The sequence below is a fragment of the Pantoea sp. Seng genome (assembly GCF_009829935.1).
GTDB classification, from domain to species: domain Bacteria; phylum Pseudomonadota; class Gammaproteobacteria; order Enterobacterales; family Enterobacteriaceae; genus Pantoea; species Pantoea communis.
Genome location: NZ_SZZV01000002.1, coordinates 198,866 through 215,424, shown reverse-complemented (window position 1 = coordinate 215,424; position 16,559 = coordinate 198,866). Strand labels below are relative to the sequence as shown.

Sequence of the window (16,559 nt, the reverse complement as noted above, 5' to 3'; positions counted from 1 at the left end):
TTTCCTATCAAATTACTTAGTGCAAAAAGCCAATCGCCGGTTTTTCGCGTTTCTTCATCCAGCACTCGGCTTTCAGTGCGGCAACAAAAGCCGCTGTTGAACTCACTGGCTTAAATTGATGCTGACGTGCTACCAGTGCAAAATCGCCCGGCGTCAGGTAGTCCAGTTTAGATATTTCTTTAATTTCAGTAGATTGCGGTTCATTGAGCTTAAGCTTAAGAGAGTAAAGATTCAACAATGCGACCGCCTGGTCATCACATAAATAGTTGAACCGCACCTTAAGATCGAAACGACGCAGCGCGGCGGCATCCAGCACATCAAATCTGTTCGTCGTGGCGATCAGCACACCTTCAAACAGTGCCATCTGGCTTAACATTTCGTTGGCACTGCTCACTTGCCAATGGTGCTGGAACTCGTCGCGTGCGCTAAGAAAACTATCAATCTCATCAATCAGCAGGATCGCATTGTCGCGTTGCGCCTGTTCAAATAATGACGCAATGTTCTGTTCACTTTCACCGACGTAGCGGCCAAAAAGCCGTGAAGCCTTGCGTTCTATAACGACCTTATCTAACTGCTTTGCAAGCCAATGTGCCCATGCTGTCTTACCCGTACCCGATGGGCCATAAAGGCAAAAACGCGCTGAGTGACCCGATGTCAGAGCTTTACCAATCTCATCGAGTGGATTATCACAATTGATAAATGCCGTGTCATAGAACGCGGGTATTTGGGCCGCAACATGGTTTTTTATCGGCTTATGCCCCTGAGCCTTTAGGGTGTTATTGATTAAATACATTAAAGTCTCATGGCGTTTTTCTTTTGAGAGCTTGCCGCCAATGCCCGCGAGAACGTTAGCTGCCCGGTTAATAACCGCTGGGGCCAGATAAGAGGGCTCCGCTAATAGGGCAAGAGCGCCTGGTGCCAGTATTTCGCCACAAGCCTCTTGAATGATCTCTGCCCGCTGATGACGTGGTCGGGCATTGAGCTCAATGACCATGTCAAAGCGGCGTACCATTGCGGGATCCATACAATCAATGTCATTGGCTACCCATAGAGTTGGAACAACATTCTCTTCCAATAGACGATTGATCCATGCTTTCGCTAATGGAAGTGGACTGTTGTTATGAATCCCGGGACTTTCGACAAAAACATCTTCTGCCTCATCGAGCAGGATGATGGCTCGTTCATCGTTGAATAAGCGCTGCGCAGCACGCCAGGCACGTAAACGACGGCTGCCACTGATCGGGCGCAGGGATTCATTCTCACTGCTGACTTCATACAGGGGGGTTTGCAACTCGTTGGCAATCAAACGACAAAGCTGACTTTTGCCGCTACCCGGTTGGCCATGAATCAGGATATTGACCCCGATACGTTGGGTGCTCAGCGCATGATGCAACCACTGATGCAGAATATTAACTGCCGGGATGTGGGCATAATTATCAAGCTTCAGATGGGCTGGCCCACAGATGTTGATCATGCCTTGCAGGAGTCGCGCTGGACTTGTCTCACCCGAGTAAAGGCGTTCTGCCAGGGTGGGTGAGAATGGCTCAAGTTTATTGCGCAGTAGATGCGCGCCGTTCATTTCAAGGCTAACCAGACCGGTTTTGGTCAGAGTGCTGGAGGGGCCAAGTGCCTCGCGTACCTCGGTTTCAGTGATATCCAAAATCATCGCCAGCGTGCGATAAACTTTGGCGGAGGTGAGCGGCCCAAGCCATTCCGTGACGTCGTCAAGCAGCCTTTCCTGGTGGAGTTGTAATGTGAACTCCAGAATAGAATTTTCAGCGCTGTTCAAGCCAATACGCGTGGCAAACCTGCTCATTGCAGTTTGAAAAATTGAAGCTTGGGTTAACGAGTTATGCTGTTCAGCATCCTGATAATGTTTGCGTAATCTCTTCAGCAACGAATCGTGATCCTGCTGGCTCAGGTTAAAAGTATGCTCATTGTTGAGGTGAAGATAATCAGCCAGCGGTTGGCTACTGAATCCATGCTGAGTAATAAACTGTTTGTGTGCGCCCAGGCGAAATAGTATCCGCAAAATCCACTGCTGCATTTTGGTATCCTGATAATTCATTTCAGCGACTTCATTTACTTCAGCAGACATGACAGTGTTCATATTCTTCTCCTTGTGAAAGCACTATTTTTAAATTGCGCTGAGACATTTTGTGTCGCAGGGGATGAGAAGATTTTTTTAGGATTTTTGTTTGGTTGCGACACAAATTGTCGCAATAGTGTGATTGTGTTTTTTTGTTAAAAAATAATTAACCTAAATTTTTGATTTTAAGTGCCGATAACTCTTTTTCAGCCGTGAGCTAAATGTTTTTGTATGTAAATTATACGTTTTTATCTATAAGGAAATGGAAATGCCAAGTAAATCTATACGTTCGATGATCAAAGAGATCAACAATCCAGATGCCGATGGTAACGGGCTTTGGTTGCCGAATATTCAGCGACAATTCGTCTGGAATCAGGATCAGATTGCTAGATTGTGCGACTCAGTGATGCGCCGTTATCCTCTGTCGTCTATGCTGCTATGGCGCACGAATGAACAGATAAAGTATCGAAGCTTTATCCAAAATCTTAATGACGGGAAAGTCGATCTTAAAAGTCATTATCAACATAATCCAAACAAATTAAAGCGACTGGTCCTGGATGGTCAGCAACGACTGCAAAGTTTTTATCTTGCTCTGCAAGGTTGCATTGATGGCAAAGTACTTCATTTAAATGTTTTGAGCGGAGAACAAACCGGTTCAGAAGAGATCCGTTATCAATTCGAGTTTAAAATTTCTTCAGAGCATAATTGGCCGTGGCTACCTCTTGCAAAAATAATTTATTCAGGAAGTCTTCCGGAGGACTTGCTTTCTGATCTGGCAAAAGATGAAGTCTCAGAATTAAATGATACGCAAAGACGTCAGGCGATTCGTAATTTAAGTCTCGCCCAGCGTGAATTCAGTAATGATAGCGTTTTACTTTACCATGAAATTGATAGTACCCAAGATGATAATCCGCTGAAGTTTGAAGATGTAGTGGAAGTGTTCATCCGTGCTAATTCTGGTGGCACAAAGTTAAATAAATCAGATTTAATGATTACCCTGCTTTCTACGGAGTGGGAAGATGCAGATATTGTATTCGAAGAGTTCCTGGATAAAATTAACGATAACGAAAGATTCCAGTTTTCACGAGATTTCCTTATCAAACTCAGTACAACACTGCTTGGCTATAATGCGAAGTATGATGTCGATAAACTTCGAGACGATAAGGTCAGGAAGGAGATAAGCGAAAACTGGCCTGATATTGCAGAAGCCCTGTTGTTTGTAAAAGATGAGATTGTCAGCAAAACTTACATTCGGTCGCACAAAGCGCTGACGTCTTACAATGCGCTCATTCCGTTAGTTTATTTGCAATATCACTTCCCTGGACAGTTAGCAAAATCAAAAATCCTTCATGAATACTTCGTTCCAGCGCTTTTTGCCGGCGTGTTTTCTGGTCAGGCGGACAGTATTATAGATAAAATGGTTAAATCCATAAGGGAAAATGAAGGTTTTAATCTCAAAAAAGTTAAATCGATGATTGAATCTTCTAATAAATATCTTTATGTTAGTGAAAATCATTTGCTATATAGTTGTGGTTACGGTTCTGGGAATATCCATCTACTATTCAATATGTGGTATGGACGAGATTATAAATCAAGCGGATTCCAGCATGAACCACAAATAGACCACATTTTTGCACGTAGCATACTTAAAGAACAAAAAATATTAAACGAAGCAACAGGGCGTGAAGTACAGCGTTTCGGCGCATGGGAAATAAATCAATTAGCAAACTGTATGTTGTTACCTGCACATCAAAACGGTGCAGGAGATAAAGGCGATAAATCAGTCGATAGATGGTTAGCTGAACAATCAGAAGAGTTTCTTGATTTGCACTGCATTCCAAAAATGAAAACTTTGTGGAAAGTCGAAAACTATGAACGCTTCATCGATAAGCGTCAGCAATTAATCATTCAGCGATGTGAAGAGTTGGGATTACTGAGTTCTGAGGAGTAATACAACCGAAGAAATATGGCTCTTTGTAAAAAAGTTGCTATAAATTTTTCATTCCTTTTTTTAGCAATAAAGTAACCGCACATTTTTTGTCCAAAAAAATTGCGCGGTTACTTCAATAATCAACGGATGCAACTTATTTAGGCAAATCCTCCCCCAACGTCCCCTGCAAATACTCAACAAAAACTTACCTTACTCTTCCGTCTGCTTCGTTGAGAACACCGCGATAACCGACATCGATCCTACTGCAAACTGCTTCATCACCTGCACCAATGCCCCCGACGTCAAATCCGGTCCCGCCGGCCATGCCGGAAACTGCGTAATCCCAATCCTGCCAGCGCGGCGGCCCATTGCTGCTTACCATCATTGCTTTGAAACCGTCCTTGAGGCATCAGCGTTAACGCTTTACGGTGCCTATCCACGAACCTCCACGGATACATGCCGCGTCCGGCATTAAATGCAATGCACAGATGCTCACTCAGGTCTGAAGGGGAGGCGAGCATGCCATACTTCGCCAGATAATCCGGGCTCGCCACAGTGATCAGCGGGCTGTCGACAAGTTTGCGTTGTATCAGCGAAGAATCCTGCAGTTCGCTGTGGCGAATGGAGTCATCGCGAGTCTCTTCAATCAAATCTACATGCCGCCTGGATACGGGGTTTTCAAAATTAAGCGCCGGATATTACGCCAGGTGTGCGGGTAGGCTCGGCACAATATAGAAGCGGTCGATCACGTTCCTTTGCAGGTGTAACAATCACTTGCCGAGTAGCAAGCTCATCGCAAGCACTTTAGCGGCGCCCTGCGCGATAATGATGACGAGATGAGCCCGGAAAACAGCTTAATGCGAAATATATTGTTAGTCAGAACCCGCACTCACAAATCATCAATTTATGAGAAATCACCTATTACTCGCTTCAAACCCAACCAAGCAAGTGCTCAGACCTGATTCTCCCAACTTTGATGCGGGCGCTTTGAGGCATTTCATCCAGATTATCTTCACGCAGCCCCAGCATTATGTTGTACCCGCAATAAAGCCCCATATCACCCAATCTGGGCACTGGCAGCAATCGGGTAGGCAGAGTCAGCCAGAATCGCAGATCATAGTCACAGCCCAGATAGGTGCGCAGCAGCGCCATCACGTCCTGGCGGAGCTGCCCGTCAGGCATCCAGCCCTTCGCTTCTAAGGGATCATCGGTGGAAAGCTCTATCCGTGAGCAATAATCAGCCACGCGAGTTTCATTGCCCAATATCGGATTTTGATCGAGTGTCATGCCGCCGCGCAGCGAGAGCCGGGCGCGTTTTGCCACCGGCATCGTCACTGGATGGTGGTCGAAAACTTCAATTTTTGTGTTCGGTGCCTGGCTGCTGATCACCGCAGCGATACCTTCAGCGGTGTGCGTGGTATGCAGCAGAGGTTTCAGTATTGCTAAAAGGCGTGATGAAGGTTGATCGCCACTATGGGGGATGCCGGTCAGGGCCATCAGACTTTGCGACACCGTATCGGTACCGCCCGGCTCAAAGGTGGCCGGATAGCTGTATTTGCGCCAGATGCGGTAAAACTGCGTCATCAACCGATGATTGAAGATATCCAGAAACGCTGCCATCGCATCCGCACCTTCACGGCCCTGATTGATGTCGTCAATGATGCTCGTCGGCAGTGGCGAATCCACACCGTATAAGCCGAAAAAGTTGGTTCTGACCGTCGGCGCGGCATCCGGATTGTCAGCGTTAGTTTCCGTGCGTTTCAGTTCCCCGGCGGGAAAGCCCAGATGCGGATTGGGGCGAAAGCGCACCGGATCACTCTCCGGCGTGCGGCCCGTGCCAAGGCGGCTGTCGGTCGTCTGCTCCAGCAACTGGCAGAATCGATAAAAGTTAAACCGCGCCGTCTGGTCACGACCTTTATCGTCCAGCCAGAACGGTGGCAGCGGCTGGCTGTTTTTTTTGTTCTCCATGCTCACATCAGCACCCTGTCAATACGTCGCTCCGGCCAGGCCCATTCGGTGCCCGAAGCGGTCAGTAATACCGTAAGCTGGGTATAGCGCAACACGCTGGCGTATTGCGTCAGGAACTGTTCCAGCAGCTCGCAGAACAGGCGGGCATCACCAGTTCCGCTGAACTGCGTTTCATCAAGCGCCACACGGATGCGCACGCCGTGCCAGTGATACGACGAGTTATAGTCCTGACGCCAGCTAACGTGGCGGATACCATTGATGCGGCGGAGGTTGTTTTCGTCATCGCTCCAGTTGAATAACGCCAGCACGGCCCTGAGGCTTGCAGCATCACTTATCATCTGGCTCAGAGCTCGCGGGTGCAGTAGCGACATCAGGTGCCACTGATACAGCTGTTTGGTTGGTGGGTAATAAGGCATGGAAGGTGGCTGAAGGGTTTTGCACTGCAGCGCGAGGTTGCCGGTGACCGCGCTTCCATCAAAAACCGATTTCTCCAGCGCCATGCGCGGATAGTTACCATTGGTGCAGGTGATGTTCATAAACAGCGTAGCATCATCTTCTCCCCGATCAGCCTCACTCGCATCCCCACCCAGCATCAGTAGGGTTTCATAGAGACCGCTGACGCCGCGCCAGATGCGCGTATGAAAATAACGCTCCGGCCACGACGCTTTGCGCTGCAACATACCGCCTTTTTGCCGGAAGTGTCGGTACGGCACATAGCGTCGCTTTTCCAGAGTTTCGCTGGCGGCAACGTCATCCACGCTGTAGATCTCAGTATGCTGATCGCGCAGTCGGTGAGGGCACAGACGGTAGTCGAGTACAGCAGGCTTCACCTTCAGTGGCTCCGCGTTCAACGTAAACAGGTTAATCACCGGAACGCAGTGAATACGCAGCGCATCTTCCGGTAACGAAATATCGCGTGGAAGCGGCTGGCTGAGATGAATATCGAGAATTGCCTGCCGACAGCTTTCACTGAAAGGAAGCGTTTCGAGCCCGGTAAGAGTAAAGAAGGCGTAGCGAGCCGGGAAACTGAAGTATTCCAGCAGTGGGCGAACTTCGCCACAGAGTGCCGGACTATCGCTTTCCGGCCAGACTGACCGCCAGTGCTGCTGCCAGCGGACGCTAATGCCACCATGAAATGGCTGCGGATCGTGGTTATCACTCTGCGGCAGACTAACAGTGATGTTGCGAAGATGGCGGGTGAGCACATGGTATAGCAGCGACTGAACAGGGCGATCCCCGTGAATATAAAGCGGAATATCGCTGGGATCGATCTGGCTCGGATCGGCCTGAGGGCTGAGTGTAAACCGCAGGGAGATCATCTGGTGCCCGTCATGGTGAAACGATGTGGTGACATGACCTAACATCAATGGGTGTAATTTCAACACATCAGTGGTGCGATAAGGGCAGCGCAGGCCAGAGATATCCATCGGGCGTGTCAGCAGCGTCGTGCCTTCCGGTACCACCTCATCACGCACCTGAGCGACAACATCGGGTGTCAGTTCTACCACTGACATAGATGGCAGAGTGCGATTCACCACGGGCAGCAGATGCCCGAGCAGTGGCTCTGTCAGCTCCGGAATATCGTCATCAATTTTGCGGCGCATCTGCGCCATCATCAGTGAAAAGCCCTGAAACAACTGTTCAACCGAGTCATCCATCTTCAGAGACATTCTGTCCAACCCTAATCGCCGCGCCGCTTCCGGATATTGCCCGGCAAACTCCTGCGTCGCCGCCTTCAGATAACGCATTTCACTGTCGAAATACTTCAGAAATTCATGATCTTTCATTTCTGCTCCGGTAGCAGGCTCAGGGTGTTATCCCTCACTTCAATCGTGCGAGGTGAATCCGGATCAAGCTCCTCGCGGCTCAATACTCGTTTCCATGTGCCGCGCTCTCTGTCAGGCTGGCGGAACAAGCCCAGAACCGCGACGAACTGCGCCTGCTTTTCCATTGGCATATCCAGGCTAACGCTCTGCTCCGGCGTAATGCTGAGCTGCCGATGTGAGACCAGTGTTTCTTTCAGCACGAGGTCAGGCTGCGTCAGCAAGCTGTTGTATTCGGTGTTATCGACGCGCTGGCGGTCTGTGAGTTGCAGCACAACCAGGCGCAGTGGCATCGATTGCTGAGCATCATCCTGATTGATGGCTGCGCGAGCGGTGAAGGTCAGATGCAACGTTTCCACCTGGCGATAAAACACTGTTTTCGCCACACTTGCCGTGCCCTGTTTGGTTTTTTGCCAGGCACCACAACTGCTCATCAGCAAAGCAGAGAGACAAATCAATAAGGCGTAGCTGAGGCGAGAGATCATCCTTCACCTCCCGACAAAGCAGCATCATTAGTCGGACCAGAAACGAATATTCTCGCTGGCAGGCTGAAACCGCGTAGATCGAGTAACGCCAGCGGGCCGTTACCCAGTTCCGTGCGTATTTGATAGTTAAGCGACAGGCCATCCGGCGTCGGCCAGACTACGCGATACATGTTGCTACCCAGCTCCGTGATCCGTGCTTTACCCAACAGGCGAATCAACCCCCAACTTCCCGGATGATCGGCATAAAGGCGGGTTCCTGCTCTGGCGCTGCGCCAGGTCAGCGTGGTTTGAGGCTGCCAGCGGTTATCAGGCCAGTTCAGCATCTGCCAACTCTCTTCCTGATTGAAATATTGCAGTTTCTGCCTGTCTACCGTCAGTTCAGATTCCACTACATTGCGGGAAGGCTTTGCCATCATCTGGAAATGCAGCTCCACATCGCCTCTGACAAAAACCGCGTTCGCGATGCGCGTCAGCTTGTTCAGCGCCGCCAGAAAGGCCGGATCAAAGATTAGTCCCTGGCTGTTCATCGCATCCGGCACCCAGCGATCACCTTCCAGACGCAGCAGACCGCCTAAACGCCCATTAACGAACTGCGCGATGCGACCGGTGTCGGTGCGCATAAACTGCGCCAGATGCGGCATGGAGACGTCACTCTGTCGGTTAGAGAACGGATAGCGATCGGCAAAGGCTTCATCCCAGGGTGTCACAATATCGCTTTGCCACTGGCTGTTAATGCTTTCTGCCGTTGGGCTTAACACCTGTTCCCAGGCCTGCACCATCGGTTCTACAAATACCGACTGACCAAAGCCGCTCCACTCCTGGCCGAGGCTGGCAGCAATCAGGCTGCCGTAGTCTCGGGTATCGGTGAGATCAACGGCTTTACCCTGAAACACCGTCAGCGCCAGCGATTGCATCATGGCCTGGGGATCCGGTGCGTTAGTGACCTGCTGCAGACGCAGGCGAACGCGGGTGATGCGGGTCAGAAATGTTTGCAGGCTGAGGCTCTCTTTCGACGCCGCATTACTATCTGTCAGTGACAGCAGCGGACCAAAGGTGGCATCCATCGGCCCTTTGGCGATTTGCGCTTGATTGATGGCGCTGGTTTTATCGCTGCTGAGCAGATTCTTCGCCGAACTCACCAGTGAATCGGTCAGATTGCCGCCGGTTTGCCCGGTTCGGCCCTGAACGTTAAGGGTATTCATGAGTGCAATCAGCGGCGACTGACGCGCATCAGCCAGCAGAGATAACTGTTCGATAGATTCCGACAGACTTTCAGCTCGCTGCCACTGAATGCTGTTGAGAAACTTCAGCCAGGCCGCGGCGTAATCAGAGAAATAGCGCTCTGTCAGCCGCGCCTGCAGCGTCTCCGGAGAGACATCATCGTTGCTGGTAGGTTTGCTGTCGCTCAGTACCCAGTCAATTTCGTCACGCCGAACCTTAGCCGCTTGCTCAATGGCGGGTTGAACATCTTCTTCCCATGCTTTGCGCGTGAACACTCCGGGCACGGTTTCATCCGTGGTGAAAAGCATGCTGCTGTCGGTGCCACTGACCATTTCACTGAGCGTCATATCGGCATAGTCGCGCGATACCTGCTCAATCAGCTTCTGGTAGCGGGTGGATTCGGCATTGCTGGCCCCAATCTGGCGCAACAGCGCAGAGCGCATGCTGCTGACCAGCCGCATATCCGGCTCGATTCGCCACGCGGGATGCGCGGGCAGATTGCTCATCATAAAGGCCAGCATATCGCCGCCCTGATTGCGCCAGCTGGCATCATTAATGCCGCTGCGCAGCTGCCAGATCTTCATCAGCGTACTGCTAAAAAATGCCGAATCTGATTTGTCAGGATGGGCCAGCATCAGATACGCCTTCAGCAGGTCATACATGCTTCTGGCGTCATCCGATCGCAGCGGGCTATCGGGTGGCAGGTTACGCCAGCCGGTCATCAACGTGGTGAGGCGCTGCACAGAGGCATCGCGTAGCAGCGGCATGGCTGCTTTCTGCCACTGCGGCCACAGCGCGTTAAGTAATGCATCGTTCTGGCTGAGGCCAAAGCGCATATACCAGGGCGCACCGTACCGCTGGCGATATTGCAGCCGCTCGATTTCTTTCTGCAATTCACGCAGCGCGAAAAGCTGCTCGCGCAGAGGCTGGCGGGTATCGGTTGCAGCGGCTGCGAGCTGCTGGTCGGTCTGAATCAGGCGATAATTGGCAATCCAGGCAACAACTAAGCAGGCCATCCACGCTGCCAGCAGGCAGGAGAAAACCATCAGCCCCGTTTTTCGCCATGACACCCCGTTGGTGACAGGTTTGCGCCAGCGCTGTGCCAGTAGATCACGCCAGGCTTTTCCAGGTTGCCAGGCGTGGCGCAGGGAAGCACCTCCGGCAGTTAGCGGCTGGCTGAGCACGACGCCTGCCAGCGGCAGCGCCCGTGCGCCTTCGCCAAGTTGTGACAATGCTTTTGTCAGTCGATTGATGCCGCCACTGCGTAGCATCTGCGCCAGTTCCAGCAGAAAGCTGTGCTGACGCTGATGATCGATTTGCTGCATACCGCGTTCAACTAACTGGTGTTCCAGCGCGTTAAGCGAGTGGCGATAATCTTCTGTCGACTCACCAGGCGCAATAATAAAGCCCACACCCTGTTCGGGCGAACCCGGTTGCGAGGGGGTATGAACCTCCCACAGCCACAGCGGGATATCCTGGCCCAGCAGGCGATAGCGTTTCTGCATCTGCCGCGCCGTGGTATCCAGCAAATCCTGCTCTATCTCCGCTTCTGCGCTCACGACCCAGATGACGGCATCCGCCAGTTGTCGGCGAATTTTACGCAGCGCTTTAAGCTGGGAGGGAACGGGCTCATCCTGTGGATTGCCGTGCCAGATGAGCAACGTATTGTGTCCTTCCAGCCAGTACTGGGTTGTCAGACCAGGAATGCTTTGCTCAACCAGATGCTCATCGCCAACCACCAGCAGAATGCGCAACCGGCTGCGCCAGCGCCATCGATACTGATAACGCATCTGCGTGATGATGTCCTGTACCCGCTGATTTTCAGCTGGGCGCTGTTTCCGGGGGCCTGTTGCGCCAGTCACTTCGCGGGCGCTGAGGCGCACCAATCCGCGCCAGGCGAGAATAAACAACGGGCAGAACCACACCATTGCCAGCCAGACCATGAATGACCAGAAAGCAATCTGGCGCGGCAGCGCTTCAGGTAAATCAAGGCTGCGACCAATAAAGTAATAAAGCCCGGCGCCGATCAGCACCAGCAAGGTGATGGCAATGAGATAGCCACAAACCAGCCAGAACAGCGAATGGCGGGAATTAGTGCGGGAGGTTTCCACGGGGAACGCAAACTCCTGTAATGTATTGAGATTCCATATCTGAGGCGATCCAGCCGCAGGATTGACCGTTTAGCACTGAAAGCAGCGCCAGCGACCGTAATGTGTAAGGCGTGACTTCTCCGGCATTGCCGAGCCATGCGGCAAGCACATGCTCCAGCGCCGACCAGCCGCCATCTATCAGTGCTGTCATCGCCGGTGTGTCAGCAGCAATCACCCGATCCGGCACATCAGTCAGCCCGGCATAGCGAGTAAGTTGCATTACTGCTTGTCCGGCTATTCCTGCCTGAGCCGGTTGCCAGCTTTCTGACCGGTGCAACAATGCCGTTCCCTGCGCAGAGCAGATCCAGGCAAAAGCGGCTTCGCCTGTGACATTGATGTTAGCAGGCTGACCTTCATCGCTTCCGGCACACAGTAACAATGATGACGGTGATTCAGCGATAAGGTTAATCAGGCTGTCTGCACCAGTACGTGCTTCGAAGCTGAGGGTTTCGTCAGGCAGAACAACGCCTTCACGCCGCAACGTTTCACGAAAGGGAGACAGGCCAGCATCATCGCCCAGCCAGCAGAAGTGCGTGAAAAGACGCGTTTCGCTGGTCTGACGCAGATGCGCCACCAGGCGGTGAGCCAGATACGCCGCGAGCATTGCCGGGCGATTGCCGATGCCATTCAGCACCAGCGGGCAACGAAGCGCCGCGTTTCCACTGGCATCCATCACCGGTTGCGGTGCATCTGAAGGCCGGGATAGCAGCGCCAGATGTTCGGCAACATCCTCTCCGACCGGCGTCACCAGCAGCACGGCTTCAACCGGTAGCGCCTGACTGCGCTTACGCCACCACGTCTCCGTTGCCTGCGAGGTTTCCGCATAATGCGTTGCGCTGTTATCCATACCCTGCAGCCATACCAGCCAGCGCAGTGCTACGGCCAGCGACCAGCAAAGTAGCGGCAGAACTAATGCCCCAAACCAGAAGAGCGGCACACGGGTTGGCTTGCCTTCCGGCCACAGCATAATCGTTACTATCGCCGAAAAAAATAGCAGTACAGGTAACGCGATCCACCAGCGTCGCCAGCGCACAGCAGGAATTGCAGCATAGTCAGGCCAGATTGGTGGCGAATTCATCCGCATACATCCATATCCGGCAGCGAGCTAACCAGCGTGCAACCACAGGCGCATTTGTGACCATCCAGCGCCACCGGTTTACAGTTTACCGTGCTGTCGGATGCTCCCTGAATGATGCTGGTCATGCCATGCTGATTACACTTCGCTTTGTCATCAACGCAGGCTACTGGCTTACCAAAAGCATCATAACTGCCGGTAAGCACTTCGCCGCCGTGCGGTTTCAGCGTATCGCCAACGCGCACCAGTTTTTTAAGCGTCATACCACCTTCGCTCCTGATGATTTCAGGATGTCGAGGGCAGAGGCCATCATGGCCTGGTGCTGCTCGCTAACCACATTGGTGCGTGCCAGAGCAACGGCGGTACCTGGTTGGGTCGTTACCTCTGGTGGAGTAAGTGTATGAACGACACCGTTCGCCATATCTTTGACTTTATAAGTCACGTTGTTAGAAGCGGTTTTCGGCTCGATAAAATAGATGACGTTATTCGAGGTTGGCGCGGCATTGATGACTTTGCCTTCGACGGATATCAGGCGAAGGTTTTTATTGGTCTGGTTGCCACAATAAATCATGCGATAGCGGAAATATCCGCCCCAGGGTTCACGTCCTCCCAGCGCACTTTGCATAAACCAGGCGCGGGAATCGTGAATTTGTTCATCATAAAGGGCTAATAAGTCCGCGCGTGGTTGAGTACGAATGCCGGTGCCCAGCTTATCGATAAACAATTGCGGATAACGGCGATCGCCATCGGCTTTCATTTGCGCGTATTCAGCGTCTTCATCGTCACCGTTGATCAGGAAGATGGCGTGCCTGGGGATCACATCCAGAACGATCTGCGCGGTTTTATCTATCCAGCCACCATTGATATCTCGCCGCCACAGTTTATAGTCGTGCTGGAATTCACGAGCAGCTTCGCGGAGCTGATATTGTGCGTTAGTAGGATCAAGATCGGGTTTACCCTGTAAACTTTCGTCCATCGGCAAGCGACTCTTTTTAGCCTCTGCTCGCCGTGACTTAAGGTTTTCTACTGCCGCTTTGTGTTCTTCCGCTTCTTTTTTTAGTCCTTCAGGAGTCAGCTGGGGTGCCTGGTTAAAGAAACTGTTGGCAAATTTATCGCCCTGAGGAAGCATGCTGCCGTGAGCGTAGCGGCCGATGCGCCACGCTGTGATCCAACCAATCTGATCGATCAGTGCACTTTCAAGTGTCTGCGAAAGTTGATAGGCGCGATAACCTTCCGCTTTATCCACCGTCTCCTCGCTGCCTTGCAGGGTGGTGTTGAGCAGGGTTTGACGCCAGATATTGAAGCGATTGGCTAGCAGAGGTGCAACAGCGAACTCAGTAATAGAGTCACCAGACATCACGCGCGAGGGAGATATATCCTTTATTAGTGACGTTATTGCTGATGGATGTACCAGTAATGGGGCTCCAGATTCGAATGCTGCAGCATACATATCGTGAAGAACGATTTGCGATAAAAGTTCACCCGTGCCGTTGCATGATTTCCCCTGGTCTCCAGGAGGATAACCGCCACCAACGTCTGAGTGCATCCCGGGATAAAGGACCTCCTGAGTTTTGGCCGGGTAGCTGCCATCGGGGCGGCGGACTGAGTCAAGAGGGAAACATAAGCGCTGTTCGTGTGCGGCAACGAAATGACGACAACACTTAATCAACCCTGGAAATTTACGTTCATCAGGTAACTGCTGACTATTATTCGCCCAACCCATATGACCTGCCGCCCCCGGTAAAACATGAGCAGCACCAACAGACGCCACCGTATCCAGTAAACCCAGAAACTCAATACTGATCGGTAAACCAGCAAGTTTCAGATGTTCGTTTTTTAATTTGGGGTCGGGTAACTGGGTTAACCAGTTAACAAAAGTCCGCGCCTCGGCAGCCCCACGGGAAAATCCGTAAATAAACAACTTAATACCCAGAAGATGGGGCTGTTGGGTTTGCGCTGTCTGGCTTTCCAGGGCATTTAATAAGGGAGTAATCGCATTACGTCGATTCACCTCCCCAGAAAAAGCTCCGCGAGCCTGCATACTGGATAGAATTCCTTTCGCTACGTCATCATCAAGGCGTTTAGCCCCTTTGGTAACGGCAAAAGTCAAAGCATCCACCAATCTCAGCAGCGCCCAGTTAATTCGATCCTCTCCACCAGCGGCGAAAGCCAGACCGTCATTGCTGTAATCTATTTCGCCGATTTTAGGGAATGGTGTGCCGACGCCTGGGATGTAGTAGCGAAAATAGCCATCACTGTCAGCGTTCTCATATGTCGCGTGATATAACTTAGCGATATTGGTCGGATGCGATGGTTTAGCTATACGCGTATCGTTCTCTTCATTATTTCCCGTACCATCGAAAAATAAGCTGATATGTAGGCTTCGACAGCAAGGGACGATGCCTTTCTTTCCGGTTTCTTCAGCCAGGCTGGCCCGGTAATCAATTTCTTCGCGAATCTGCTTTTTATAATTGGCATTAACTTGCGTTTCACTCAGGTGCAAATGTCCTCCATCAGGAAACAGAGGTGGCGCAAAACAGGGCAGAGCAAGACTCATTTCACGGGACATGCCGCAGGCTCCTTCATATTTAGCGGTTCTTTGATTGGATAGTTTTCAGTGCCATATCCGGAACAAACCGTTGTGACCTTCACCTGATTACAGGGTAGGAAGTGCACAGTTAAACCACATCGCTCCTTGCCATACCGCGGAATGTTAACGATGGCACTATGTTGCTTAAAACTGCTTTTCAGCTCCTTTTCCCAAACTAGATAATTGTCCCAATCTTTATAACTGGGTGGCGGCGGTGCAGTATGAGGGTCAACTTCCCACTCCACCCGAGCTTTCAATTCAGGCGTCCACTTCTCAGGAAGCATGATGCAGCAATATCCCCCACCTAAACTTGGAACATGGTATCCATTCACCGAAAACCCATTTATACCCTGTCCCTCGACATGGTTGACCGCTCGAAGATCACCAGCTGTATAGCTGTCATCACCGCTTGCCTGCGAGCAGCCAGCCATCATCGATAAAAGAAGTAATGAGCAACTTATCAACATTCTCTTCATTACATTTCAATCCCTAAAATCTGCCAAATCGCCGATGTAACCCGCCTTGCTTGCCCGCATTGCTATTGCCAGGCAAACTTTAAAATGTGCTTCTTGCAAAAGAGGCAGGGCTGTTTGCCCTTTCATCAATATCTCGGCATCACTGATACATCCCATCAGCTCAACCTGTGCATCGCTGATGCGACTCATCTCCGGGGCATCAGCAAGTTGTCGATCCGGTGTCCAGCTTCCGGTTTTCCACACCGCCTCGCCATCACGATCCCGCCAGCTCCAGAACAGCGCAATATCGGTGAAAGCAGTCTGCTGCTCCGCCGTCAGGACATGCTCAAGCAGCGAGGGAAAAACGCGATTATCGTAGTAGCGCAGTAAGCCAGTCTGTTCTTCCCACTGAACCTGCGAAAGTGCTTGCAGATGGGTGGCAAGCAGATCGAATGCCAGTGGCGATATCAAAAATGTCAGTCTTGGCGTAGCGGAAAAATGCTGCACCAGTTGCTCCAGCCAGCGCTGATGGCTGGCAACGCTAAAATGCAGCCGCATCACCAACGGGGAGTACTCTTCCGTCGCGGCTTCCGGCGTTCCCTCAAACAGCGCAAACCAGCGCAGCGGTGGATTGATCTGATTCAGTGCCTGCTGCAACGGTTGATCAGTACCTGCCTGATCAACTAGCACGTCGATATAGTCCTGTCCGGCAGCAGTACACAGAGCTGTGGCCTGTTTTAACCATGCCAATTCGTTATCTTTACTGGTCATGG

The 16,559-nt window shown here is 51.5% G+C and carries 12 protein-coding genes; 1 reads left to right on the top strand and 11 read right to left on the bottom strand.

The features are described from left to right. Window positions 1–16: 16 nt before the first annotated feature. Window positions 17–2,110, bottom strand: a complete 2,094-nt coding sequence (locus FD737_RS02695; protein ID WP_237448727.1) for an ATP-binding protein — start codon at window positions 2,108–2,110, stop codon at window positions 17–19. A 247-nt stretch (window positions 2,111–2,357) separates the two neighbouring features. Between FD737_RS02695 and FD737_RS02690 the strand changes: the two genes are divergently transcribed. Further along, window positions 2,358–4,040 carry a DUF262 domain-containing protein gene (locus FD737_RS02690; protein WP_160832637.1) on the top strand — a complete coding sequence of 561 codons (1,683 nt, stop codon included), beginning with the start codon at window positions 2,358–2,360 and terminating at the stop codon, window positions 4,038–4,040. 281 nt (window positions 4,041–4,321) lie between these two features. On the opposite strand, the gene FD737_RS02685 is transcribed toward FD737_RS02690, so the two are convergent. The 10 genes from FD737_RS02685 to FD737_RS02640 form a co-directional block, all read right to left on the bottom strand. Continuing rightward, window positions 4,322–4,669 carry a LysR substrate-binding domain-containing protein gene (locus tag FD737_RS02685; RefSeq protein WP_160832636.1) on the bottom strand — a complete coding sequence of 116 codons (348 nt, stop codon included), beginning with the start codon at window positions 4,667–4,669 and terminating at the stop codon, window positions 4,322–4,324. A 280-nt stretch (window positions 4,670–4,949) separates the two neighbouring features. Continuing rightward, window positions 4,950–5,987: a type VI secretion system baseplate subunit TssG gene (gene tssG / locus FD737_RS02680; RefSeq protein WP_160832635.1), complete on the bottom strand. Its 1,038-nt coding sequence runs from the start codon at window positions 5,985–5,987 to the stop codon at window positions 4,950–4,952. A 2-nt stretch (window positions 5,988–5,989) separates the two neighbouring features. After that, window positions 5,990–7,774 (bottom strand): type VI secretion system baseplate subunit TssF, encoded by a 1,785-nt coding sequence (gene tssF / locus FD737_RS02675; RefSeq protein WP_160832634.1) that lies wholly within the window; start codon window positions 7,772–7,774, stop codon window positions 5,990–5,992. Continuing rightward, window positions 7,771–8,295, bottom strand: coding sequence for a type VI secretion system lipoprotein TssJ (gene tssJ / locus FD737_RS02670; RefSeq protein WP_160832633.1), 525 nt, complete (start codon window positions 8,293–8,295; stop codon window positions 7,771–7,773). The genes tssF and tssJ overlap by 4 nt, the downstream gene beginning before the upstream one ends. Then, entirely contained in the window at window positions 8,292–11,627 is a 3,336-nt protein-coding gene (locus tag FD737_RS02665; RefSeq protein ID WP_160832632.1) for an ImcF-related family protein, read from the bottom strand. The genes tssJ and FD737_RS02665 overlap by 4 nt, the downstream gene beginning before the upstream one ends. Continuing rightward, window positions 11,608–12,744, bottom strand: coding sequence for a hypothetical protein (locus FD737_RS02660; protein ID WP_160832631.1), 1,137 nt, complete (start codon window positions 12,742–12,744; stop codon window positions 11,608–11,610). Before FD737_RS02660 ends, FD737_RS02665 begins: the two co-directional genes overlap by 20 nt. Further along, window positions 12,741–13,004: a PAAR domain-containing protein gene (locus tag FD737_RS02655; protein ID WP_160832630.1), complete on the bottom strand. Its 264-nt coding sequence runs from the start codon at window positions 13,002–13,004 to the stop codon at window positions 12,741–12,743. Before FD737_RS02655 ends, FD737_RS02660 begins: the two co-directional genes overlap by 4 nt. After that, a complete protein-coding gene (locus FD737_RS02650) occupies window positions 13,001–15,310 on the bottom strand; it encodes a DUF2235 domain-containing protein (protein WP_160832629.1) in 2,310 nt (769 codons plus the stop codon). The genes FD737_RS02655 and FD737_RS02650 overlap by 4 nt, the downstream gene beginning before the upstream one ends. After that, window positions 15,295–15,807: a DUF3304 domain-containing protein gene (locus FD737_RS02645; RefSeq protein WP_160832628.1), complete on the bottom strand. Its 513-nt coding sequence runs from the start codon at window positions 15,805–15,807 to the stop codon at window positions 15,295–15,297. The genes FD737_RS02650 and FD737_RS02645 overlap by 16 nt, the downstream gene beginning before the upstream one ends. Before the next feature lie 6 nt (window positions 15,808–15,813). Beyond that, a complete protein-coding gene (locus tag FD737_RS02640; protein WP_160832627.1) occupies window positions 15,814–16,557 on the bottom strand; it encodes a DUF4123 domain-containing protein in 744 nt (247 codons plus the stop codon). Between the last annotated feature and the right edge of the window lie 2 nt (window positions 16,558–16,559).